Raw genomic sequence first — 21,678 nt, forward strand, 5'->3', positions numbered from 1 at the left:
TTTATAGAGCTTATATCACACAAGTTTATCACTGAATTTGATGTATAAAAAATATATAATAAAATCAAATCAACCCACTTTTAATTATTTATTTATAAACAAAAGATACACCACTTAAAAAGCGGTGTATCTTTCTCAGGTTTCACTATTTCCGATTACTTCTCTTTGTCTTAAACAATCTCACTAAGTTCGAAACAACAGTTTTTGTTACTGCATAAACTGGTACTGCTAAAATCATTCCGATGATTCCAGCAAAATTACCTACCCCTAAAATTAGGATAATAATTGTTAATGGGTGAATGTTTAATTTCGAGCTCATAATACGCGGTGAAATAATATTACTTTCAAACTGTTGTACAATTGTTACGATAATAATTACGTATAAGGCTTGCATCGGAGAAACGAACAGTCCTACAATAACAGCTGGTGCTGCCCCAATAAATGGCCCTAAGTTAGGAATGATGTTTGTAAATGCTGCAATAATTCCTAAAACAAAAGCGTACGGTAAATCGATAATTAAATAACCGATAAAAGTAAACGCACCTACAAATATACAAACGAGCGCTTGCCCTTGAATATATGCAGATAATGTTTCGTTCGTTTCCTTAATGATACGAAGCCCCTCTTCGCGGTAAGACTCAGGTAATAAACTTACCGCTTTTCCTGGAAAGGCATGTCCATCTTTAAACATGTAAAATAAAATGAACGGTACTGTAAATACAACTAATGCAACGTTCGTGATAATACCAAATAAAGCCGTTGCACTCGACGTAATTGTATTTGGAATATCTTTTAAGTATTCAATCGCATTTTTTTCAATTGTTTCAATGGAAACGTAGTTTTGTGTAGATAACCATTCAAACAACCTATGATGTGATAATTCTTGTATGTATACTTTCCCCTCTTTTATGTAGCCTGGCATATTTTTTACTAAGTCCATTAGCTGTTGTGAAATCGTAGGAACAACTACTCCAACGCCAACCGCAGTTAATGTTATGATAAAAAGATATAACAGTAATATCGCTAAATTTCTAGGTACTTTTTTATTCTCCAAAAAGATTAATACAGGATTAAATATGAAGTATAAAAAAAGCGCGATTAAGATTGGGAAAAACAATGTTGATATGAAGATACCAATCGGTTGAAATAAAAATGATATTTTTGTGCAAATAAATATGATTCCTACAACCATTAGCACTTCTAATGTCCAAAAGTGCACTTTTGATTTCAAAAAAACGGCCTCCTTTAAACTAGCACTTCTCTTCATTGTACCAAAATAAGTATGAATTTCACATAATATTTTCCTTTACAATATTCCAAAATACCAATAAATACACTACAATGAGATTACATACAAATTTGCAGGTAAAGGTGATAAAAATGACACAATGCATCATTTGCAGAAAAGATACGAAAGAACTTAGTGAACAATATGTCATTCCAGAAATATTATGTGGATATTATTTCACAAACTCAATTTGTGATACTTGTCATGAACAAATGACAACAGATATTGATCGTCCTTTAATTAGGCATAAATTGAGTCAATTTAAGATTGAACAAATGAAAAGACAAATTGATTCCCCACTCTATACGAATGAGCACGGTGAGGAACTTGCGGCTGCTGAGACTGATGTTGTCGAAGTAAGCGACGAGATTCTTTATTCTAATGCATTAATTATGAAACTATGTAAAAAGCACGATATTTCCTTACATAATGAAATTTGGAAGGAGGAACGTGTAACGAAAGTAGCGAGTTCTATTCAACGTGAATTACTATTAGATAACCGTAAATATAAAATGAGTGTATTAAAAATGGCTTATACATTCGCTGTACAAACAGTTGATGGCTACTTTGAAGATCAAGATGCAATTGATATTTCTACCATTCTCTCAAATGCAGATTTCGTGGAACTAAAAGAAAAAAGCATTGTACGTGATTTAAGCAAAAGTTCTTTATGGAATACGCTAAATACAAGTAGTGAAAATCATTACTTTATTTTACTTAGCGATAAAGACGGCCTGTTTTGCTTCATTCGTTTGTTTGACATCTTTGATGTTGTCGTTCATTTATCAGAAAAAAGATTTGACCTTCCATCGCCGATTGTCGGTGTAAATAATGTGAATACGCAGAAATTTTATGTCCAAAGTTTAAAACAGTATATGGATGGGCTGTTTAAAGAAAAAGCACCTACTATATAACAGGAACCAGAACATACGGTCTCCTTTCTTGATGAAAAGACACTGTGTTATAATGAGTATGAAAAGAACAATACAATCACATAAACCAATTATAAATTGTATATAAATAAAAAAGACTAGTGTGCGGCTACACACTAGTCCACGTAACTTAGCAGATTGGATTGTTCATTTATCCTATTTGTTTCTTACAAACAAAACAACCCACATTCTATAAGCATAGGTGGGTTGTTATTTTTTGAGCTTGTCTATTAAAACGACGACGAACGTTAACAATGCAACGAGAAACAGTCCACCTTGCAGTAGCAACGCTATTTCACTCACGTATTATCACCCCCCTCCTACTCGGAGAAGTGATAATTGAACAACCAACCGCACCTTAAGTTACCCTTTAATTTTACCATATTTTCTAATAATTTACGATGAAAACCCGCAAGCGAATAACTTGCGGGTTTTTTATCCCGTATTAACAGGCAGTGAACAAAATAAAGCAATAAATATGTGAAACTTTATTTCTCACTATTTTTTTAATGCATATGCATCAGCAATCATTTCACCAACAATTTTATTTTCTTCTTTCTTCTCGTCTTTCAATAATGGGAATAACAATTCTGCGACCTCATACGCTTCTTCTAAATGCGGATATCCTGATAAAACAAACGTATCAATTCCTAACGATTCATATTCTTTTATCCTTTCTGCTACTGTATGTGGATTGCCTACAAGTGCAGTACCTGCCCCACCTCTTACAAGTCCGATTCCAGCCCATAAATTAGGGCTTATCTCTAACGACTCTCTCGTACCTTTATTTAAATGTGTCATCCTCTTTTGACCAACCGAATCATATCTTGCAAATGTCTTTTGAGCAAGCTCAATTGTTTCATTATCCACATATTGAATTAAACGTTCTGCCTCTTCCCACGCTTCTTCTTCTGTTTCTCTTACAATTACGTGTAATCTAATGCCAAATCGTACTGTACGCCCCTTCTCTTCTGCAAGTTTTCTTACTTCTTCTATTTTCTCTTTCACTTGCTCTGGTGGCTCTCCCCACGTTAAATATACATCACTATGTTCAGCTGCTACTTCTTTTCCAGCAGCTGATGATCCTCCGAAATATATAGGAGGATATGGTGTTTGAACTGGCGGGAATACAACTTTACTATCTGTAACTTGAATATGTTTTCCTTCTAAAGAGATCGTTTCACCTTGCAATGTCGATTTCCAAACCTTTAAAAATTCATCCGCTGCTTCATATCTTTCATCATGCTCAAGATATAATCCATCTCCTTGTAGTTCAACTGGATCTCCTCCAGCTACTACATTAATAAGTAGTCTCCCATCTGAAATTCTATCAAATGTAGATGCCATCCTCGCTGCAACTGTAGGTGACATTAGTCCTGGTCTCACTGCTACTAAAAATTTTAGTTTTTCTGTTTCAGCAGCAAGAGCTGAAGCTAACACCCAAGGGTCTTCACATCCTTGACCAGTTGGAAGTAAAACACCCGTATATCCTAAATAATCAGCTGCCGCAGCAACTTGCTTATAATAACCATATTCAGCTGCTCTTCCTCGTTTTGTCGTTCCTAAATATCGACCATCTCCATAAGCCGGAATAAACCATAATAATTCCATACCTTTACACACCCCTTATTTATTTTGAAACGTATACTAACAAATTCTATATAAATTACCCCTAATAATTTATATGTTAATTCCCAGTCTCACCTTTAAAATTATCTCGCCATCTTAAAAACTTCACTTCTAGTAAACGTACTAGAGAGTCAGAAAACTTCCCAACAAATGCAAAGATAATTATGCCGACAAATACGATATCTGTATTTGAAAATTGCCTTGCATCCATAATCATATAACCAATACCTTCTGTAGATCCCATAAGTTCTGCTACTACTAAACTCACCCATGCAACACCTAACGATAACCTTGCTCCTAGTAAAAGGTTAGGCAATGCAGATGGTAAAATTAGTTTCGTAATTAGTTTTCTTTTGCTAAACTCTAACACTCTCGCAACATCAAATAACTTTGAATCCACACCTCTAATACCTAAAAATGCGTTTACGTATAAAGGAAAAAATGCACCATCTGCAATTAATAACACTTTCGATGTTTCACCAAAACCGAACCATAATACAAAAAGCGGCGCAACAGCTAAATGAGGTACAGTTCTTAACATTTGCACAGATGGGTCTAAATATTGCTCACTTCTCGTTGAAAATCCAACAATTGTTCCTAAAATGATTCCTAAGCCCCCACCAATAAAGAAACCAGCCGCAGCCCTGAATACACTAATACTTAAATGGCCGAATAACTCTCCTGTTTTAATAAGCTCTTGGAAAGCTAGAAAAATATCTAATGGTGTTGGTAAAACTGTTTTAGAAACAAGACCGAATACGCCAGCCAACTGCCAAATTATTAATATAATAACCGGTATAGTAATCGCCCTTACTAAAACTTTTACATTTAACTTTCGTACCTTCTTTATGTCATTTTTCTTAATCGTTATACTCGCTGGTTTCATAACAGCTTTCGTATTTTCCACTTTACAAAACCTCTTTTCACTTCGCTTTCAATGCTTTTTCTACGAAAGAATTATCTACAACTTTTTCCGTCTTAATTTCTTTCTTTATAGAACCGAGCTTATATTGAAAATCCGCTGTCTTTTGTTGTTCTGCTATTATTTCCTTCGTTACTGGAACTAAAATTGGTTTGTCGTGATTAAACACTTCTTTTACGATCTTCGCATCTATCTTTTTTACAGAAGTATATACTTTTATTGCTTCATCTAAGTTAGCATCTTGCCATACACGTGCTTTCTCATAAACTTTGAGGAATTTCTCAACTAATTCTGGATGTTCTTTCGCAAATTTTGTTCTCGTAATTAAAAATTCTGGTGAAGAGACATTTAATGTTTCACCGTCTGCAATCACCTTCGCACCTTTATTTAACGTATGTAATGATATGAAAGGGTCCCAAATCGCCCATGCATCTACTGATCCTGATTCGAATGCAGGCTGAGCTTCATCTGGTTGTAATTGAATGACATTTACATCTTTTGCATCAATACCTTCTTTATCAAGTGCTCGATACAATAAATTAAAAGCACTACTTCCTTTTGCTACTGCAATTTTTTTACCTTTTAACTCTTTTACACTCGCAATTTTGCTATCTTTTTGAACGAGAATTCCAGTTCCTTTTCTCGCATAACTTGTATTGGCGATTTCGGTAAATCCAATACCTGCTGCTTGCGCTGAAATGACTGGAGAATTCCCTACTTCACCAAAGTCTAATCGGTTTGATGCGATTGCTTCAAAATAAGGAGGTCCACTTTGGAACTCTGTCCATTTCACTTTAACTCCTTCTTTTTTAAACTCCTCTTCAAACCACCCCTTTTTCTTTGCTAGTAATAGCGGGCTTAATCCTTGTTGTATACCAATTTGTATTGTTACATCTTCTTTCTTACTACTTACTGTACTTTTTTCACATCCTAATAAAAATACTGATATAGCTAAAGCAAAAGAAAGAATTTTAAATTTTTTATACATATAAAATCACCCTTTTCCTATATACTTGTTTGAATCAACCCTCCATATTCAAACTGCTGTAATACTTTCGTTCGAAGTTGTTGGAACGATTGAGAAGTTTTATTTCGCGGATAAGGCAAATTATTTTCAATCACTTTATGTATTTTCCCTGGTTTTGCACTCATAATGATAATTCGGTTTGAAAGATATATCGCTTCGTCTATATCATGTGTAACGAATATCATTGTTGTTTTCTTCTGCTCCCAAATATTCAGCAATACTTCTTGTAAATGACTTCGAGTAAAAGCATCCAGCGCTCCAAAAGGTTCATCAAGTAATAATACATTCGGATCTCTTAATAACGCTCTCGCTATCGCAACACGTTGTGACATCCCGCCTGAAATTTCTTTCGGATACGATTTTTCAAAGCCATCTAACCGAACGATTTCAACCCATTCTCTCACCTTATCTTTCACATACTTATCTTTTAACGACAAATCTGCCGCTATATTTTCTTCAACTGTTAACCATGGAAAAAGCCTATGCTCTTGAAAAATAAAACCTTGTTTCTTGCTCGTTTTTAAGATAGGCTCCCCGTCAATAATAACTTCACCTTCAAAATCATTATCTAGACCTGCAACAATTTTTAGTAATGTACTTTTTCCGCACCCACTCGGACCAATTACTGTAACAAAATCCCCTTTCTCTAATTGAAAATTAATATTCTCTAATACTTGAACAGTACCAGTTTGTTTCAAAAAATATTTTGATACCCCATCAATTGAAACAGTCATTTCTTCTCCTCCTTAAAATGATTCATATAAATGAACAGATTCAGTATTTGTGCAATAAAAAAACCAAAGGCATTTTATCAACAGATAAAATGCCTTTGGTTTCTCCAATCAGCAATACGTTATGGAATTAAGTACATATTATACAAATATTTCCGATAAGTCAACTAGGTTTTAGCGAACATTATTTATTTTTAAAGATATCAGCAGTCCCTTTTATTATTTTTGGAAGGAACGTTTTAATTGTATCCGTTAATAAATGAAGAGCTTCGTTCACATAACCACCTTCGAAATTTCCTAATGGTTCTGGTAATTCATCCTCATCTAATAGGAAGTATTCTCCATTTGGAAGTACCATAATATCGATGATTAAATCTTCGAAGGAAACCACTTCGTCTTTTATTTGTGTGTTTTTTACGATATTAAAATAGGAACCTAAATACTTCCCTTTTATATCTCTCCATACGTATAAATTGTACGGACGATCTTTCCAATAATATGCGATTGTATAACTTCCTTTTGGGATTGTTAACTTAGTATCTTTTGCAGTCATTGTAAATGAATACTGCACCTCGTGAAATAAAACGATACTTTGTGATTGCTTTTCAAGTAATAAACAATTGTGATCTACTATTGTTGAGTTATACCGGATTTTTCTTTCTATAATTTCACTTTTCGATGTAAGTAACTTATTCATTATTTTGTTTCCCCTCATACTAGTTCTATCCTCAATTACATACTTCTTTATATAATGATTTATACAAATGCACAAGAAAAACTCCTTCTTATTTAGAAAGAGTTTTTCACTATCCATGTTTCATATTTTTTCACTTCTAACGGAAACTCATTTGTTTTTATGTAACTAACAGCACTATTACTCATGTTTTAACTTTTCCTTAACCGCATCATAAAATTTTCGTTCTTCATCAACATTTAAGTGCACACGACTTACTGTTTTAGAAAATCCATATAACAACTGTGCTTTCACTGGCTCTTTTAATGTTATTTCAAAAGTAGCAGGTTCTTTTATGAACTCCATAACAGTTGCATCCAATACCTGTTTCCCTTCTTTTGCCGTTAGCAATTCATCCTTGTAAAACGCAATATTATCAATTTGTGTAAATGGTATAACAATTTTCTTTCCTAATCCAATTTGAATGATTACTTGTTCTTCTGTTACGATAAGTGGATTTTTACGCATCGCTTGTATTTCAGCTATAAAATAAATCATCGCGTATACATTTAAAATAAGTAAAATCCATGCTATTACTGGATTCCACTGGTGTAGCAAATAATGAAAACCAATACTTTCTATTAAGGTCGCATGGATGATCATGATATATACACCTATTGCACCAGTCTTTTTGTGATATGAGTATACGTATTCACCTTCTGGTACTTTTTCACGCCACGATAAAAATGCATAATAGATTAACTTACACTCCGTTACAATGATATCTATTAATTTATTTCTTTTCATAGTAGCGTCAAACGCAGCATCAATTGCATAAGAAAATGAAGAGTACTCACTTTTATATTCTTTATATTTTTTTATTATGGTAGGAAGCTTTCTAACAATTTTATATAGAAGGAATAACTCTAAACATACAAAAGCAATTTCTCCTGCAACTATAATATAAGAAACGTATGAAAAATCTTGTAAATAGTCACTTGGAATAATAAATCTTGCAAAAATATAACCAGCTATTACAACAGGAACTATATACGTTAACGAGTACCTTTTTCGAATAATGAAGAAATACGTGATGATTGGAATGACAAACATGCAATCTAATAATGACCCAAGTACAACTTCTTTCGGCGCAGCTGGTACTATTGGAAGAGCATACAATAAATAGTTTGATAGCATAATTAAAGAGACGAGTCCAATCCAAATACCTTTTCGCCTTCGCGATAGTGTAACATTCATACGTTCACTCCTTTATTTAAAAACCTCATTTAAGTGGTCTTTATAAAATGAAATGGCACGTTCAAATTCTTTTACTTCCTCTACTTTCACGACAGTTTCAAGTAATAATTTCATCGCTGACTCGTGATCGTTTACGTTATATTTTGCTAATGATAAAAATACTTTCATCGGATCGTTCTCTGGGAATTTTTTCACCCCAGCTTCTAATACTGTAATTGCCTTTTCATATTCCCCTATACAACGATATGTACTTCCTAGACCAATATAAGCACCGCAAAGGGATTCGCCATCAAGTCCATTTGCGATTGCCTGCTCATAATACGGAACTGCTTCTGTTTCTAGCCCCATTACATCATGTATCCACGCACACTGATACAGTACTTCTGCATCCTTTGTAAAGTTTGTTAATCCTATAAGCATCTCTTTAGACTGCGCATATTTCTTTTCGTTTCTAAGTTTAATAGCTTGCTTTAATAAATGTTCCATAGAATCCACTCCTCACCAATTATTCTGTGTATAGCTCTTGATTGATATACGCTTCACATTCGTGTAAAAGTAAAATTCCCACCAATTAAAGTTTCGCTTACTTATTACTATGCGGATTCATTCTTATCTAAAAACTTAATTTTAAAAAGCAGTGACACGATTACATAATACCTCTAAGCTTTTGACAATTTCTTTCGCTGTTTCATCTTTCCCATTACACAACTTCCCTTTACCATCTTGTCCAATTACATAATGCACAGCTCCGCGCGAATATAAAGAATGTGGTGAATTCGCAATCATTACATTCGCCCTTGCTTCTTTCATTCTATTTTTCGCTCTTTCAAACAGTTCTTCTTCATTTAAATCACTTTCAAGTTTAAAACCAATAAGTACTGTTTCTGGGTCCCATTCTTTTATTTGTTTTAATACTTTTGGAGCCTTTTGAAAGTGAATAATCGGTGCTATATCACTTGAAATTTTTCCGTTCATATTAAGAACATTACCATCTTGATCACAGATCTTCTCCACAATCCAATCTGATCCAGCCGCTGCCATAATAACCGCATCAACCTTTTCATGTGTGATGATACTTTTCATTTTATCTTGTAAATCAACAATCCCTTCAAATGGATGTAATTCTAACCCTCTATGTACATCGCTCGGTTTCTCCGCAAAATAACCGTGTAAATATATAACATGTGCCCCTTTAGCTAGAAGTTCTTCTGCGATTATCCTTCCGATTGTACCTTTAGCCATATTCGTATGCCCGCGTACTTGATCCCATTTTTCTAGACAACCACCGCTCGTAATTAATACCTTTTTCCCCTTCATTGTAACCATCCCTTACTAATTTTTCTTACGAAACCATTCTGTTCCAAAGTCAACTATATCACGCTGTTTCATTAGACGACACGTTGCATTACCTATCTTCCCGTTTTTTACAGTTCCTTTTCGCTCAAACTCCACACCAATTTCTACAAACTTCTCAGATTCGTAATCCATTTCAACAAACTCTTTCCACACTCTTTCACCGTTTTCTATAATAGGTGCTCCTACTTGTATTAACTCACATGCACCAGTACGCACCTCGGATAAATGAACAGACGTATTTGAATCATATCCAACACCAATTAATAATACGTACCCGTCTAAATCGTATATTTTTCTTAATGGAGATTCTTCTCCAAAGCTCATTGATAATGAATGGTTCATTGTTATCTCTACTGCATGTTTTCCCCATGCAGCAAAACTTCCTAACGGATGATTACTACGTACTACATTCGGATATGTACGAAAACATTCAACTATTTCACCCATTCCCCTTGTTGGGGTTATACGTGAATCAAATGCAGGGACGTTATCTCGGATAATTTGCCACCAGTCTTCCGGTACAGGTGGTCTTGACCAATGTTTCGGATCGGACAAATCCGAAGATTGCGTTGGCATTATTATCGTTCCTTCTTCCGTAACAACTTTCATTAATGCTTCTACTACGGCAACCGCACCACCAGATATCCATCCGATAGAACTTAGTGATGAATGAACGATAATTGTCATTCCTTTTTCGATTCCTAATGCTTTTAAATCTTTTGTTATTGTTTCGATTGTATTTGGAAATTGTGTGCTTGCTACTATTTCATTCATTTTCATATTGGTTCCCTCACTAGCCACGTAAATTTAAACTTTTATATAAATATATTATCATATTTTTCTTAATTTTTAACTTAATCATATTCATTACTACAAAAATATGTATATGGGTGTACTGAAGCCTCAAAACTCTATTAAAATCGTAGAGAATGATAAGCGAGAGTTTTATTAAATGAAGAAAAATGTAAATCTTATTTTTTCAAGCTATACTCCATATGCATATTTTTATACTATTTTTCCAAATAACAATGAAATCTTTCGATTCCCATATATTTTTCTCCTAAACTTTTAACTTGAAAACCAATTCTTTTATAAAATTCTACCGCCCCATCGTCTGTCTCTGCTTCTATATAAGTCAATTGATATATCCTTACCACTTCTTTAATCATTTGCAGTGCAATTCCTTTTTGACGATAATCTGAAGCCACTGCTATATGACATACTCGTGCTTTAGTTGCTCCGATTACTTCAATACCTATACAAGCTTTTTCTTCATATTTGTACAAAGTCCCTTTATTACTTTGATAAAATATTACTGCCTTCTTTAAGCTTATTTCATTTGGACCGACCGCATATTGTAGCACATTTAATATTGAATCTTTTTCAATTTGTTCAACACGCTGTAAATTCATATTTTCATCCCTTTCTATGAAAAAAGACTAACTCTTAATAAAAAGAGCTAATCTCATTACGCCGTTATTTTTTCTTCTTTTTTTACAACGACAGCCACATAACTATGAAGTATCATTCCAATAATAACGAGACTCATACCAACCCAAGATAAAGATGACGGAATTGGTGCAGATAACCATATCAGCTCTCCTACTAGCGCAAATAAAACTTCACCAGACTGCGTCGCTTCCACTGTTGCTAGTTTTTGTGGATTATCTTTTACAAGATCTGTTGCAAAGAAAAATAATATTGTCGCGATTAACCCAGAACTAACTGCTACAATAAAACATTGAAAAACTTGGTTACTTGACGGTAATCCGCCAGTTAATACTTCGTAACCAGATAATAAAAACCAAAATGGTAAACTTGCTAATGTCATACCGAGTACTCGCTGAAATACATCTAATTCCCCTTTACAAACTTGCATCATTTTTCGATTTCCAAGAGGATACGCAAATGCTGCAATAAGTACAGGAACTACACATAAAACGGTTTCACGAATACCTAATGAAGAAGCATGTTCTACTTGCATGAGAACAACACCGAATAAAATAATGCCCGACATAACTAATTCCTTCATCGGAAGTTTTTTATGTAGTGGATCCACCGCAAAAAATGGTGTTAACAAAATCCCTGCAACGATTGTAATTTGCCATGTTGATGCAACGAGCCAACCTGGTCCGAACGCTCCAGCAAAACTAAGCGGTGCATAAAAGAGACCAAATCCAACGATACTCCATACTAACCATTCTTTCGGATTGTTTTTCATATATTGAAAGAGTTGCTTTAAGTTCCCTCTATACATAACAATAAGTAATAGCATTGGAACCATAAAATAATACCGTAATGATGCACTCCAAATCCAGCTTCCACCTTCTAAGTCCATTGCCCGGTTTAAAACAAAGGTAAAGGCAAAGAAAAATGATGCCAGTATCCCTATAACAATTGCTTTCATTGTAAAACCCCTTGTATTTAATTTTTAATCTCTATAACATATATTTTAGTATACGCGATGAAAAATCTACATACAAACTTACATTTCACTTTCCATTCACTTGCAATGAAAAAGATAATAATACATTCATTTATTATACTTAATATAAAAACATTAAACAGAAATAATTTTAAAAATAAGTTACTTCTATGGATGTGATAACACTGAAAATATACAGAGCCTCTATACAATCTATTTTATTTGTTCTTTCTTTCGGAGTTTTTTTCCTTCTAATAAGTGTTTTATCTTTAATGGAAGAATTTGATTTACTAGGAATTATTTCAATATTTTTCTCCTTATGGCTACTAAAGTATGCCCTAACCTTATGGAAAACACGTGCAAACGATATAGGTTCCTATTGGGATGATGAAAGAATTGTAGTAGATTTGCATGGGAATAAAGTGTATTGGTATGAAATCAAGGATATTACATACCAAAATTTTCAAGGGTCAAAATCTACCTTAATCTCGACCCACTATACTCACCATGAAAATATACGAATCCGCCATAAAAGATGACTACCAACTATTGCACATTCAATTTACTGGTTTTCTATTGAAAAACCAAAAGATTATCATAAAAATTTAATGATAGCTTGGGAAGAAAAGCAAACAAATAAAAATAAACGCCTCCTTTAATTATTATTTAGGGGCGTTTGTTCATTCAAAAATTAAAGAATATGTAGTTTATATTCTCTATATAATTTCCTCAATCGACTTATATGTGCTTGATGATACCGATTATGATCTGCTATATGCCAAATTCCCCATCTTATAGTCGCATTTTCCCCTTTTTCATACAAAACTTCCCGCGTTAAATCAGTTTCTGTTAGTTTCATACATTCTTCATAAAACAATTTTTGCACTGCTTCATAATCTTGCATTAACTCTTGCAACGTGTATTTTCTTAAACTCGGTATTTCTCCTACTTCATTCAACATAGGACCATATTTATTTTCAAATGCTGTTGGAACATCTTCTCCCTTGAAACGATACACCCAATGTAAATCGACAACTGCTAAATGCTGAAGTAACTGCCCAATACTATTTTCATTATTTTCAGACCCTTTATAGGATAGTTCGTTCTCTTCAGTACCTTCTACTAACCTTTGCAATCTATTAAACGTATCAGCAACCGTCGCATACAAAATCGCTACTTGAGGGTCCAGATTTCTTTCTAAATGGAGATCTTTCATACAAAACTTCCTCTCTTAAAAGAACAACACCATATGTTCATCATCACTATACACACCATTCATTTTTATAGCCCTTTTTTCAATTCCGTACGTTTTAAATCCCATTGATTCATATAATCGTTTGGCTGGTTCGTTCGTTGACACAACCCCTAAATTCAATTGCTCTAGCTTCATCTCTTTTGCCCTTTCAATTGCTTTACGTATTAAATCACGTGCAAGACCACTTCTTCGATTTTCAGTATCTACATACATTGCAACGATATGCCCTTTATGCTTATATGCGTCCTTTTCTTCTGTTAATAAAGTAACAACCCCAACTAAACGATTTTCATTATTAAAAGCACCAAATGTAAAACTACTGTTGGATGAAAGATTACTAGCAACGCGTTCAAGAGGGTTTTCTTGACGTACTGCTTCTTCATAAGTCGTTACAAATGCTTCTGGATTTACTTGTAGTGCTTGTAAACGTAACTCCCAATATTGTTTTGCATCCGCTTTTGTAAGTAATCGAATCATTTTATCTTCCCCTTTTTAATTGACATAATATTTTTATAGGTTATTATTTTTTAATTCATACTCTTCTTTTAATATACTGTAACGATAGCGATGAATGAACTTTCCCTGTCTCAATCGATCATTTCTCATTAACCCTTCGCATACAAATCCGGCATTTTCATAACTCTTTTTAGCTTGTGTATTATCTTCATCTACACGTAACCAAATTTTCTCCAATTCAAACTGGGAAAAACCTATTTGTAACATGCTGTTTAGAGCTGCCATTCCAAATCCTTTACCCCAATAGTCTTTATTTCCAATCGCAATTCCTAGTTCTGCATTTTTATTTGTTTTATCAAAATTTTTAAGGTCTACCCATCCAATATGTATACCTTTCTCAGTAACGATCGCCCTTTGTTCATAACCATTTTTTCGGCTTATACAAGCTTCAATCCAGATTCTCGTATCTCCACGAGTGAACGGAGGATATTGGTCTGGTACGACTAAATGCTTTGTTACATCGCTATCTAACGACCATTGATAGCGATCTTCTACATCATCTAGTGTCAATTCTCTTAATTGAACATATGGTACATTCATTTTTCTCTCCCCTTTTTATTTACCAATAGAAAATCCTTCGAACACTCTTCCACCATACTGTTCTAACGTCATTTCTATAAAATGAATTAATTCATTTTTCTCTCCCGTTTTATAAAAATGATCAAAAGCCGCTACAAATTTGTTTGCATATTGCTCATCATATCTTCTTAGCACTCTAATAAACCATTTTGAACTCCCAAGCCACCTACCATTTACTCTTAATACATATTCATGTACTAAATCCGCTAATAAATTAGCGATAAACAATTCTTCTTCTCTTTTTGTTGCACCAATAAAGTCATCTAAAGTATCCGTAATAAAATATCGCTTCTGCTTAATCGTTTCTTCGGTCCATTTAGCTGGTCCTTTATGTAGTAAATCATTCGCTTCTTTTTTTAATTTCTCAACAATTTCCTTTTCCCCTTTTAATACAACCCCTTCTGAAACTAATTGTGGTAACGACGGTCTCCCTCGATCACAATCCATTTTGAAAAAGGTTTTATATGTTGTAAAATTATGAACAAACACTTCAACAGGCCATCCATTACTATAGAAAGATTCTCTATAACAAGAAGTTAAACTTTGGTCAACTATTACAATATCAAGGTCAGATGTTTTCGTCGCTTCTCCTCGTGCAACGCTTCCGCCGAGTAAAGCTACATCACAATTCGGAAATTGTGATGTAATTATGCCTTGTGCTGCTTCAATGGGTTTCATAACCGTTCCTCTTTTCTTATTTCATTTTCTTTTTTCAGCTCTTTCTCTCGCTTTTTTTATATAGCTTTCTGCATCTGGTGTTTTACATGATGTTGTACCGTGATCAACCTCTACTTTTCCAATTTCACGTGCGATTTCAATCGCTTGTCGCTCTAAGTCTTCATTACGAATTCCTATTGCGATTAAAGCACTATTCATCGCTTCTTTTTTTCTATTTTTTTCATTATGTATATTTTCTTTAATCTCTTCTAAGTATGGAGAGAAGAAATCATCATGTAACGCTTTATTTTTAATCGATATATTTGCTAATAAAGACCAGCCAGCTCTTCCAATCCATTCATCATTAGACTTTGTCCACTCTTCCATTCTTTCTATTGCAATTGGCGAAGTACATATAGATGTCATAAAAACATCCATTAAACAGTAATAATCAACATCCTGAACCCAACTATTAAGCTGTTCTGCTGTTATATTCTTCGGGTCTAAAATATAAGTTGCTAATGTCATCGCGTCCATATTTTTTGTTTCCCACAATTCAACTGCTAAATCGTGATCTTTTTTTATTTTCTTTTTTAACAATTTTAGATTCGCAAAACTAACTCCGAATAATGGCTCTTTCGCTCCGTGGTTTTTATACGTTTTTCGATTTTGTTCTGTTCCATATTCCTCTAGTTGCTGCATTACTTCCTCAAGTAACATATACCCACCTCTTTATCTTTTATGTTGACTGTATATATGTATGTACGATATATTCTACATTACTTTTTGTTTTTCCTATATTTATTTTTAAAATACGGTATGTGAAATTTCTAAACATTGCACAGCTATACCATTAAAAAACTGTACATGTTAAACATACAGTTTTTTGATGGTATCAATTTTGCGTAGAATAAGATATAAACTACGAAAGAACTTTTAATGGTCCTCTCAATCACCTATTTTTTCAACTAAATTTTTTACATCTGACCACTCTTCTATTGACCCTGCGTCCGGAAAAACTGTAACTACATTAAAATTCGCACCTTTTTCTTTCCCAATTTGTTTAGCTGCTAATAAATTCGCTGCCGCAGAAGTTCCTATTTTTATACCAGTATCTTTGTAAAAACGTGCCATTTCATACAGGGTATCTTCATATGAATAAGTCCATTGTTTTTCTATCAAATTTTCTTCCTGTTCTATGAAATGTTGTTTCCTTCCTAAGCCGAACCCACCTGATCCAGCATATTTCTTTAAATCATTTGGTGGTTGTTCCGAACCATAAGGCAATTCAGCAGGCATTACTAAATGTAGTTCAACATTTTTTGTATAATTCTTTATTGCTGTATAGACTCCCATTAGAGTCCCACCAGTACCAGCAGATGCTACCCATGCATGTATTGGTTTTCCATTCATTTGTGCAATAATTTCTCGCCCTGTACCTTCTATATGACTTACTAGATTTGCATTATTATAATGTTGGAATAAAAAGTATAATTCTGGCTTTTGTTTGCTAATCTCTATTGTTTTCTCAATTACTGCGTAGAACCCTTTACATTTATCAACTAAGATTACGTTAGCACCATAACGATCAAGTTCATTTAATAGAGATTTACCGGTTCCAGAACTTAAAACTAACGTGCATTGAATCCCTAAATAATTACAAATACACCCAATTGACCTCGCTAAGCTTCCACCACTATACTCTAAAATATTTTGTTTTTTGTCCGCTTCTTGTAAATATTTATTAATCATTCCAAGTGCTGCCCTATCCTTAATTGACCCTGTAGGGTTATGCCATTCACATTTAGCATAAATAGAAAGATCCTTCGTTTCTTCGCATTTTAATTTCATGAGAGGTGTATTTCCAACATGTTTAGAAAACTCTTCAAAATGGTTTACTATCATACTTTTATACCTCCTTCATAAATTATGTTTATTACATTTGTTCTTAGCCAAAATACTTTCTACATTTTAATAACTCTCTCAATAAGATCTTCTTATATAAAAATCCCTACAAACACTGTAGGGATTTATGTCTAAATCATTTTGTTACACTCTATTTCATATGAAAATAGTTTCTTTATTCAGATGCATTCATAAGCACAATTCTCCAACCATCTGGATCCTCTATTGTGGTTCCTTTCTCTATCCAATACGGGTTTTCTGGTTCCACCTCATGATAGCCCATATTACTTAATCGATTCACTATCTTTTCAATTTCATCTTTATTAGGCATATAAAAAACTAGTAAATTATCTTTTGTCGGTGCCGGACATGGACTTCCATTAACATGTGTAGTAAACTCCAAATGATACTCTTCATCTGGTAAGCCAAACATAACCCCATCATATCCTTCATGATTGTGAAATTCCCCTATACGTTTTAAACCTAATCCTGTTTCATAAAAATTTATCACTTCTTCAAATTTATCTGTTGGTCTTGCAATTCTAAATTGAACCCAATTCTTCATGCAAATCTCCTCCTTTTCATTTTCCAAAGCTTTATAGTAATTAGTATAGGTTACATATATTCCCTTTAACATCCCTCATTAGTGTGAACTTCCTAAGTTGAAAGACCTATTAGTTAATAAACAATAGGACTTTAGTATAAAATTCATATAAAGTTAGTTATATAAATGTAGAGATGAATTACAAGCTATTACGTATGAAATAGTTCTCCTTGCAGGGCCTTTATATACCGATCAGCAGATCTTTGTACAGCTTTATTCGCATCTTCCACCACACCATGAAATGCATTATATAGTCGACTAAATTGGATATCTTTTACTTTCTCTGCCATATCTCTAACTTTATTCGCTGGTAATGGAATGAGATTGGGATAACTATACATAAAACTTACCCATTTTCGATCCGAAACTACTTGTATAATATCACCTGATAACAAAATGCCTTTCCCTTCATTACCGTCTTTCCAATGTATAACAGTTCCCCCCTTAAAATGGCCTCCTAAGCGATGCAATGTAAGTTCTTCCGATAATATCAGATGCTCCCCAGACCAAAATTTAATTTGCTTACTCGGACGAACCACCCACTCTTTATCATCTTCATGAATATAAATAGGTACATTGAATGTTTCCGCCCATTTAACTTGTGTAGAGTAATAATGTGGATGAGAAAGTGCTATTGCTTGAATACCACCTAAATCATATATACGTTGTATCGTTTTATCATCTAAATAACTAATGCAATCCCACATAATATTTAGAGTTTTACTTTGTATTAAAAATGCTGTTTGTCCAATCGCAAATTTAGGTTTAGTAGTAATGCTATACAAACCGCTTTCTTCTTTTATTATTTCGTTTTTGTATAAATTGCTATTTTGCATCGTTTCTAATGTTGTCCATGACTGCCCAATTGGATTAACATATTGTCTTTCCTCATTACAAATTTTACAGCGAGAAGGTGCTTCTTCATTTTCGGGATACTGTACTCCACATGTAGTGCAAATATAATTATCCATATTCCCACTCCTTTTTTCATGTAATTGTTTCTTTACCAATATTTTAATAAAAAACAAAAATATTCGAATCAATAATTGGAACGAAAATGAAATGATACGAAAGTATGATTAGTCTCCTTTCGTTTTAAGACTTTAGCCTAAGTACTATATTTTTCATTTCTTCTTTCTGTGAAAGTTGCATATCGTTTTTAATAGAAATTCCAAGTAAATTAAACTTTTACCCATTAAATAAGTGAATACATCTTTTCAAAATAAATGAACCTATTCATAGATTTCGTCACACCTTTGACACAGTTGCACTAAGCGATACACATTAGGGGTATAGTATATTTAAAGTAACGATAAAAGAATATTCAATAATTTTATCTTCCTTATCGTTACTAGATTCAATTCGTAACAAATAAAGGAGAGGTTTTAATGGAAATCGTTATTATGCTCTATGATGGAATTACTGCATTAGATGCTATTGGTCCATACGAAGTATTTGCTGCAGAAAGCAACAACAACATAAAATTTGTTGCTAAAACGAAGGGATTAATAAAATTAGATTCGAAAATGGGCTATTTACATGCTGATTACAATTTTAATGAAATTACTTCAGCAGATATTCTTATTATTCCCGGATGTCGTCCACCAAACTTTACACAACTTATGAAGGATGAAGAAACTCTTAATTGGATTCTCCAAATACATAAAACGACAAAGTGGACTACAACTGTATGTACGGGCTCCTTAATCTTAGGTGCTACTGGTCTACTAAATGGTGTTAATGCTACTAGTCATTGGAGCTGTTTTAACTTACTTCGTTCTCTCGGAGCTGTTCCAACTGAAGAGAGATTCGTGCGCCATGAAAAAATTATAACAGCTGCTGGTGTATCTGCAGGTATTGATATGGCCCTTCAGTTAATAGCTTGGGAATTTGGAGATGAAAAAAGCAAAGCAGTTCAACTCATGTTAGAATACGACCCTCAGCCTCCCTTTGATACAGGTTCTCCTAAAAAAGCGCATGCATCCTTATTAGAAGATTTAAATTTGATGATTGAAAGTTTAAATAATAAAGTTTAAATTCATCCTATTTTTCAAAACTGCAATTGATATACAATCTTGCATACTTTTGAGTAAACTTTTTTACACTTGTAAAAAAGTTTTTTTGCATTTCCCTACCTATAATTGCTAATATAGTAGAGTAGAACTTTTATAGAGAGAAGGAAAATTATGCACAATGGAATTCGAATGACAACTTTAGTAAAAAGGGCTATGTTAGTTTGTGCGGGGGTATTATTCACATACGAAGCGGCTTTGGGATCAGTACATACTGCTCTAGCTAGTACAGAGGATGAAGCAAAATCTGTTCAACTTGTAAGTGAGATTCAAACATCTCTTGCTCCGAAAGAAGCTCCTAAACATTATAACGGGCAAGTTAGAAAAGTCGCTTATTTAACATTTGATGATGGTCCTGGAAAATACACAGCTGAGCTTTTAGATATGTTAAAGAAAGAAAATGCAAAAGCAACATTCTTCCTAATTGGTTCAAACGTAAAAGCTTTCCCTGATCTTGTAAAACGCGAAGATGCTGAAGGCCACTACGTTGGGATGCACAGTATGACTCATAACTACAAGAAACTTTACACAGAAGGTCATTACGTAGATGAAATGAAGGAAGACCAAGGCTTAATCGCTGGTGTTTTAGGTAAATCACCAGTATTAACTCGTCCATCTTACGGCTCTATGCCAGGATTAAACGAAGCTCTTCGCAACAAAGTTGTAGAAAATGGCTTAAAAGTTTGGGATTGGACAATTGATTCTTTAGACTGGAAATACAACAAAATGCAAGTTGATGCTGCATCTGCTAAAATTGTAGAGAACGTGTTACATGGTGCTACAAATCCAACAGAAGTTATCCTTATGCATGATATTCATCCACAATCAGTAAAAGCAGTACCTGGAATTATTAAAGGACTGAAAGAAAAAGGATATGAATTAGAAGCATATAATGAGAACGAACATTTCCCATTAAACTTCTGGCATGATAATCGTATGTAATGAAAAGACTTGATTCCCTTTAGCTGGGAATCAAGCCTTTTTGTCGTTTTGGGAATTTCTCTTCGTATATTCGACTCAAATTCCCCCTTCTCTAATATCAATAAAAATTCAAAATCACATGTTATACTAAAATTTAGTTTAAATAAGTAGGTGCCATATGATCGTATATACAGTACAAACTGAAGAAGCTTGGAAACAATTTAAGAAACTTGATTATTTAGAAGGTAATAAAGAATTCATCGATCCAGACGATTTATATTCATATGACTGGATGGTGCGCGTTGCTAAAACAAGATTGCCTCATTACGAAGGTAACTATCCTATTTGGGTCTGGGAAGCAAATAATCACCCAAATCGAAATCATAAAGCTTGGGGTAGAACAAATTCAAAAATGGTAATTTTAACACTAGATGTACCGAAAGAATGGGTACTATGGAGCTATTTTGACTATTGGTGCTGCGCTATGACTGATGGATCAATATATTTACATACAAAAAATAAGTGTACTTTAGATGAATGGTATACATATATGGATAAAAAATACGAGATAATATTTGATTTCGATTATTTATTATCTCATCCTGATTGGTGTCTAGGTAAAGAGGATTCGTTAGAAAAACAAGGTGTTATCGGCAACATCCCCCTTTCCTTCGTAAAAAAAGTAAGGCGTTTTCGCGCTAAGGAAGATACATCTATTAATGAAATCAGAAGTGATAACTGGGATAGTAGAAAAGAAAACCGTATTAAAAAGATGAATCGAAAATTAAGAAAAAGAATCGAAAAACAAAAAAGATTGCAAAAGCGACTTATACGAAATTAAAACAGATTTATCAAAATATATTAAGAAATTATGGATTGAATATAAAATTTCAACCCTTTTTATATTATCAACACTTTAGCACATATTA

The 21,678-nt window shown here is 33.6% G+C and carries 26 protein-coding genes; 5 read left to right on the top strand and 21 right to left on the bottom strand.

Annotated features, from left to right (window positions below; genetic code table 11):
• Nucleotides 1-145: 145 nt before the first annotated feature.
• Complete coding sequence (locus tag ATL10_RS12450) at nucleotides 146-1,231, bottom strand: AI-2E family transporter (protein ID WP_000837892.1); 1,086 nt, start codon at nucleotides 1,229-1,231, stop codon at nucleotides 146-148.
• A gap of 149 nt (nucleotides 1,232-1,380) precedes the next feature.
• Here ATL10_RS12450 and ATL10_RS12455 point away from each other — a divergent pair, with 149 nt between their 5' ends.
• Nucleotides 1,381-2,202 carry an HNH endonuclease gene (locus tag ATL10_RS12455; protein ID WP_000189684.1) on the top strand — a complete coding sequence of 274 codons (822 nt, stop codon included), beginning with the start codon at nucleotides 1,381-1,383 and terminating at the stop codon, nucleotides 2,200-2,202.
• A 228-nt stretch (nucleotides 2,203-2,430) separates the two neighbouring features.
• On the opposite strand, the gene ATL10_RS31620 is transcribed toward ATL10_RS12455, so the two are convergent.
• The 12 genes from ATL10_RS31620 to ATL10_RS12515 form a co-directional block, all read right to left on the bottom strand.
• Complete coding sequence (locus tag ATL10_RS31620; RefSeq protein ID WP_001289320.1) at nucleotides 2,431-2,523, bottom strand: putative holin-like toxin; 93 nt, start codon at nucleotides 2,521-2,523, stop codon at nucleotides 2,431-2,433.
• Between the two features lie 195 nt (nucleotides 2,524-2,718).
• Nucleotides 2,719-3,831: an FMNH2-dependent alkanesulfonate monooxygenase gene (gene ssuD / locus ATL10_RS12465; RefSeq protein ID WP_043938042.1), complete on the bottom strand. Its 1,113-nt coding sequence runs from the start codon at nucleotides 3,829-3,831 to the stop codon at nucleotides 2,719-2,721.
• 76 nt (nucleotides 3,832-3,907) lie between these two features.
• Entirely contained in the window at nucleotides 3,908-4,756 is an 849-nt protein-coding gene (locus ATL10_RS12470; protein ID WP_090977753.1) for an ABC transporter permease, read from the bottom strand.
• Between the two features lie 16 nt (nucleotides 4,757-4,772).
• Nucleotides 4,773-5,759, bottom strand: a complete 987-nt coding sequence (locus ATL10_RS12475; protein ID WP_090977750.1) for an aliphatic sulfonate ABC transporter substrate-binding protein — start codon at nucleotides 5,757-5,759, stop codon at nucleotides 4,773-4,775.
• A gap of 17 nt (nucleotides 5,760-5,776) precedes the next feature.
• Nucleotides 5,777-6,532 (bottom strand): ABC transporter ATP-binding protein, encoded by a 756-nt coding sequence (locus ATL10_RS12480; protein WP_000218578.1) that lies wholly within the window; start codon nucleotides 6,530-6,532, stop codon nucleotides 5,777-5,779.
• A 181-nt stretch (nucleotides 6,533-6,713) separates the two neighbouring features.
• The gene (locus ATL10_RS12485) at nucleotides 6,714-7,226 is read right to left on the bottom strand and encodes a ribonuclease FAU-1 family protein (protein ID WP_097924029.1); all 513 of its coding nucleotides are present in this window, start codon (nucleotides 7,224-7,226) and stop codon (nucleotides 6,714-6,716) included.
• 177 nt (nucleotides 7,227-7,403) lie between these two features.
• Nucleotides 7,404-8,459, bottom strand: coding sequence for a hypothetical protein (locus ATL10_RS12490; protein ID WP_001103387.1), 1,056 nt, complete (start codon nucleotides 8,457-8,459; stop codon nucleotides 7,404-7,406).
• A gap of 12 nt (nucleotides 8,460-8,471) precedes the next feature.
• A complete protein-coding gene (locus ATL10_RS12495) occupies nucleotides 8,472-8,945 on the bottom strand; it encodes a tetratricopeptide repeat protein (RefSeq protein ID WP_000400637.1) in 474 nt (157 codons plus the stop codon).
• Nucleotides 8,946-9,086: 141 nt separating this feature from the next.
• Nucleotides 9,087-9,776 carry a phosphopantothenoylcysteine decarboxylase domain-containing protein gene (locus tag ATL10_RS12500; RefSeq protein WP_000676727.1) on the bottom strand — a complete coding sequence of 230 codons (690 nt, stop codon included), beginning with the start codon at nucleotides 9,774-9,776 and terminating at the stop codon, nucleotides 9,087-9,089.
• Nucleotides 9,777-9,791: 15 nt separating this feature from the next.
• On the bottom strand, nucleotides 9,792-10,595 hold the full coding sequence (locus ATL10_RS12505; protein WP_000783341.1) for an AAC(3) family N-acetyltransferase: 804 nt from the start codon (nucleotides 10,593-10,595) through the stop codon (nucleotides 9,792-9,794).
• A gap of 230 nt (nucleotides 10,596-10,825) precedes the next feature.
• A complete protein-coding gene (locus tag ATL10_RS12510; protein ID WP_023522256.1) occupies nucleotides 10,826-11,227 on the bottom strand; it encodes a GNAT family N-acetyltransferase in 402 nt (133 codons plus the stop codon).
• 56 nt (nucleotides 11,228-11,283) lie between these two features.
• Nucleotides 11,284-12,222 (bottom strand): DMT family transporter, encoded by a 939-nt coding sequence (locus tag ATL10_RS12515; protein WP_110496961.1) that lies wholly within the window; start codon nucleotides 12,220-12,222, stop codon nucleotides 11,284-11,286.
• Nucleotides 12,223-12,410: 188 nt separating this feature from the next.
• Between ATL10_RS12515 and ATL10_RS12520 the strand changes: the two genes are divergently transcribed.
• Nucleotides 12,411-12,779, top strand: a complete 369-nt coding sequence (locus tag ATL10_RS12520; protein ID WP_257129873.1) for a hypothetical protein — start codon at nucleotides 12,411-12,413, stop codon at nucleotides 12,777-12,779.
• A 152-nt stretch (nucleotides 12,780-12,931) separates the two neighbouring features.
• On the opposite strand, the gene ATL10_RS12525 is transcribed toward ATL10_RS12520, so the two are convergent.
• From ATL10_RS12525 to ATL10_RS12560, 8 genes are all read right to left on the bottom strand, one after another.
• Nucleotides 12,932-13,456, bottom strand: coding sequence for a DinB family protein (locus ATL10_RS12525; RefSeq protein ID WP_000653846.1), 525 nt, complete (start codon nucleotides 13,454-13,456; stop codon nucleotides 12,932-12,934).
• Between the two features lie 15 nt (nucleotides 13,457-13,471).
• Nucleotides 13,472-13,972, bottom strand: coding sequence for a GNAT family N-acetyltransferase (locus tag ATL10_RS12530; protein WP_000620322.1), 501 nt, complete (start codon nucleotides 13,970-13,972; stop codon nucleotides 13,472-13,474).
• 33 nt (nucleotides 13,973-14,005) lie between these two features.
• Nucleotides 14,006-14,551, bottom strand: coding sequence for a GNAT family N-acetyltransferase (locus tag ATL10_RS12535; protein WP_075720278.1), 546 nt, complete (start codon nucleotides 14,549-14,551; stop codon nucleotides 14,006-14,008).
• Between the two features lie 15 nt (nucleotides 14,552-14,566).
• On the bottom strand, nucleotides 14,567-15,268 hold the full coding sequence (locus ATL10_RS12540; protein ID WP_075720276.1) for a nucleotidyltransferase domain-containing protein: 702 nt from the start codon (nucleotides 15,266-15,268) through the stop codon (nucleotides 14,567-14,569).
• Between the two features lie 21 nt (nucleotides 15,269-15,289).
• Nucleotides 15,290-15,967 (bottom strand): DNA alkylation repair protein, encoded by a 678-nt coding sequence (locus ATL10_RS12545; protein ID WP_075720274.1) that lies wholly within the window; start codon nucleotides 15,965-15,967, stop codon nucleotides 15,290-15,292.
• Between the two features lie 228 nt (nucleotides 15,968-16,195).
• Nucleotides 16,196-17,152 carry a PLP-dependent cysteine synthase family protein gene (locus tag ATL10_RS12550; RefSeq protein WP_075720272.1) on the bottom strand — a complete coding sequence of 319 codons (957 nt, stop codon included), beginning with the start codon at nucleotides 17,150-17,152 and terminating at the stop codon, nucleotides 16,196-16,198.
• A gap of 175 nt (nucleotides 17,153-17,327) precedes the next feature.
• Nucleotides 17,328-17,717 carry a VOC family protein gene (locus ATL10_RS12555; protein ID WP_000800663.1) on the bottom strand — a complete coding sequence of 130 codons (390 nt, stop codon included), beginning with the start codon at nucleotides 17,715-17,717 and terminating at the stop codon, nucleotides 17,328-17,330.
• Between the two features lie 188 nt (nucleotides 17,718-17,905).
• Entirely contained in the window at nucleotides 17,906-18,727 is an 822-nt protein-coding gene (locus tag ATL10_RS12560; protein ID WP_110496963.1) for an MBL fold metallo-hydrolase, read from the bottom strand.
• Nucleotides 18,728-19,144: 417 nt separating this feature from the next.
• Between ATL10_RS12560 and ATL10_RS12565 the strand changes: the two genes are divergently transcribed.
• From ATL10_RS12565 to ATL10_RS12575, 3 genes are all read left to right on the top strand, one after another.
• Nucleotides 19,145-19,792 (top strand): DJ-1/PfpI family protein, encoded by a 648-nt coding sequence (locus ATL10_RS12565; protein ID WP_075717741.1) that lies wholly within the window; start codon nucleotides 19,145-19,147, stop codon nucleotides 19,790-19,792.
• A gap of 150 nt (nucleotides 19,793-19,942) precedes the next feature.
• Complete coding sequence (locus ATL10_RS12570; protein WP_000551449.1) at nucleotides 19,943-20,770, top strand: peptidoglycan-N-acetylglucosamine deacetylase; 828 nt, start codon at nucleotides 19,943-19,945, stop codon at nucleotides 20,768-20,770.
• A gap of 157 nt (nucleotides 20,771-20,927) precedes the next feature.
• Entirely contained in the window at nucleotides 20,928-21,590 is a 663-nt protein-coding gene (locus ATL10_RS12575; protein WP_097923909.1) for a DUF3841 domain-containing protein, read from the top strand.
• Nucleotides 21,591-21,678: the final 88 nt, after the last annotated feature.

The sequence above is a fragment of the Bacillus sp. 196mf genome (genome assembly GCF_003217275.1).
Classification (GTDB): Bacteria; Bacillota; Bacilli; order Bacillales; family Bacillaceae_G; genus Bacillus_A; species Bacillus_A thuringiensis_S.

Coding starts and splice junctions, on each gene's coding strand:
- ATL10_RS12455 (WP_000189684.1), top strand. CDS start 1,381: ATGACACAATGCATCATTTGCAGAAAAGATACGAAAGAACTTAGTGAA.
- ssuD (WP_043938042.1), bottom strand. CDS start 3,831: ATGGAATTATTATGGTTTATTCCGGCTTATGGAGATGGTCGATATTTA.
- ATL10_RS12475 (WP_090977750.1), bottom strand. CDS start 5,759: ATGTATAAAAAATTTAAAATTCTTTCTTTTGCTTTAGCTATATCAGTA.
- ATL10_RS12480 (WP_000218578.1), bottom strand. CDS start 6,532: ATGACTGTTTCAATTGATGGGGTATCAAAATATTTTTTGAAACAAACT.
- ATL10_RS12485 (WP_097924029.1), bottom strand. CDS start 7,226: ATGAATAAGTTACTTACATCGAAAAGTGAAATTATAGAAAGAAAAATC.
- ATL10_RS12490 (WP_001103387.1), bottom strand. CDS start 8,459: ATGAATGTTACACTATCGCGAAGGCGAAAAGGTATTTGGATTGGACTC.
- ATL10_RS12495 (WP_000400637.1), bottom strand. CDS start 8,945: ATGGAACATTTATTAAAGCAAGCTATTAAACTTAGAAACGAAAAGAAA.
- ATL10_RS12500 (WP_000676727.1), bottom strand. CDS start 9,776: ATGAAGGGGAAAAAGGTATTAATTACGAGCGGTGGTTGTCTAGAAAAA.
- ATL10_RS12505 (WP_000783341.1), bottom strand. CDS start 10,595: ATGAAAATGAATGAAATAGTAGCAAGCACACAATTTCCAAATACAATC.
- ATL10_RS12510 (WP_023522256.1), bottom strand. CDS start 11,227: ATGAATTTACAGCGTGTTGAACAAATTGAAAAAGATTCAATATTAAAT.
- ATL10_RS12515 (WP_110496961.1), bottom strand. CDS start 12,222: ATGAAAGCAATTGTTATAGGGATACTGGCATCATTTTTCTTTGCCTTT.
- ATL10_RS12520 (WP_257129873.1), top strand. CDS start 12,411: ATGGATGTGATAACACTGAAAATATACAGAGCCTCTATACAATCTATT.
- ATL10_RS12525 (WP_000653846.1), bottom strand. CDS start 13,456: ATGAAAGATCTCCATTTAGAAAGAAATCTGGACCCTCAAGTAGCGATT.
- ATL10_RS12530 (WP_000620322.1), bottom strand. CDS start 13,972: ATGATTCGATTACTTACAAAAGCGGATGCAAAACAATATTGGGAGTTA.
- ATL10_RS12535 (WP_075720278.1), bottom strand. CDS start 14,551: ATGAATGTACCATATGTTCAATTAAGAGAATTGACACTAGATGATGTA.
- ATL10_RS12540 (WP_075720276.1), bottom strand. CDS start 15,268: ATGAAACCCATTGAAGCAGCACAAGGCATAATTACATCACAATTTCCG.
- ATL10_RS12545 (WP_075720274.1), bottom strand. CDS start 15,967: ATGTTACTTGAGGAAGTAATGCAGCAACTAGAGGAATATGGAACAGAA.
- ATL10_RS12550 (WP_075720272.1), bottom strand. CDS start 17,152: ATGATAGTAAACCATTTTGAAGAGTTTTCTAAACATGTTGGAAATACA.
- ATL10_RS12555 (WP_000800663.1), bottom strand. CDS start 17,717: ATGAAGAATTGGGTTCAATTTAGAATTGCAAGACCAACAGATAAATTT.
- ATL10_RS12560 (WP_110496963.1), bottom strand. CDS start 18,727: ATGGATAATTATATTTGCACTACATGTGGAGTACAGTATCCCGAAAAT.
- ATL10_RS12565 (WP_075717741.1), top strand. CDS start 19,145: ATGGAAATCGTTATTATGCTCTATGATGGAATTACTGCATTAGATGCT.
- ATL10_RS12570 (WP_000551449.1), top strand. CDS start 19,943: ATGCACAATGGAATTCGAATGACAACTTTAGTAAAAAGGGCTATGTTA.
- ATL10_RS12575 (WP_097923909.1), top strand. CDS start 20,928: ATGATCGTATATACAGTACAAACTGAAGAAGCTTGGAAACAATTTAAG.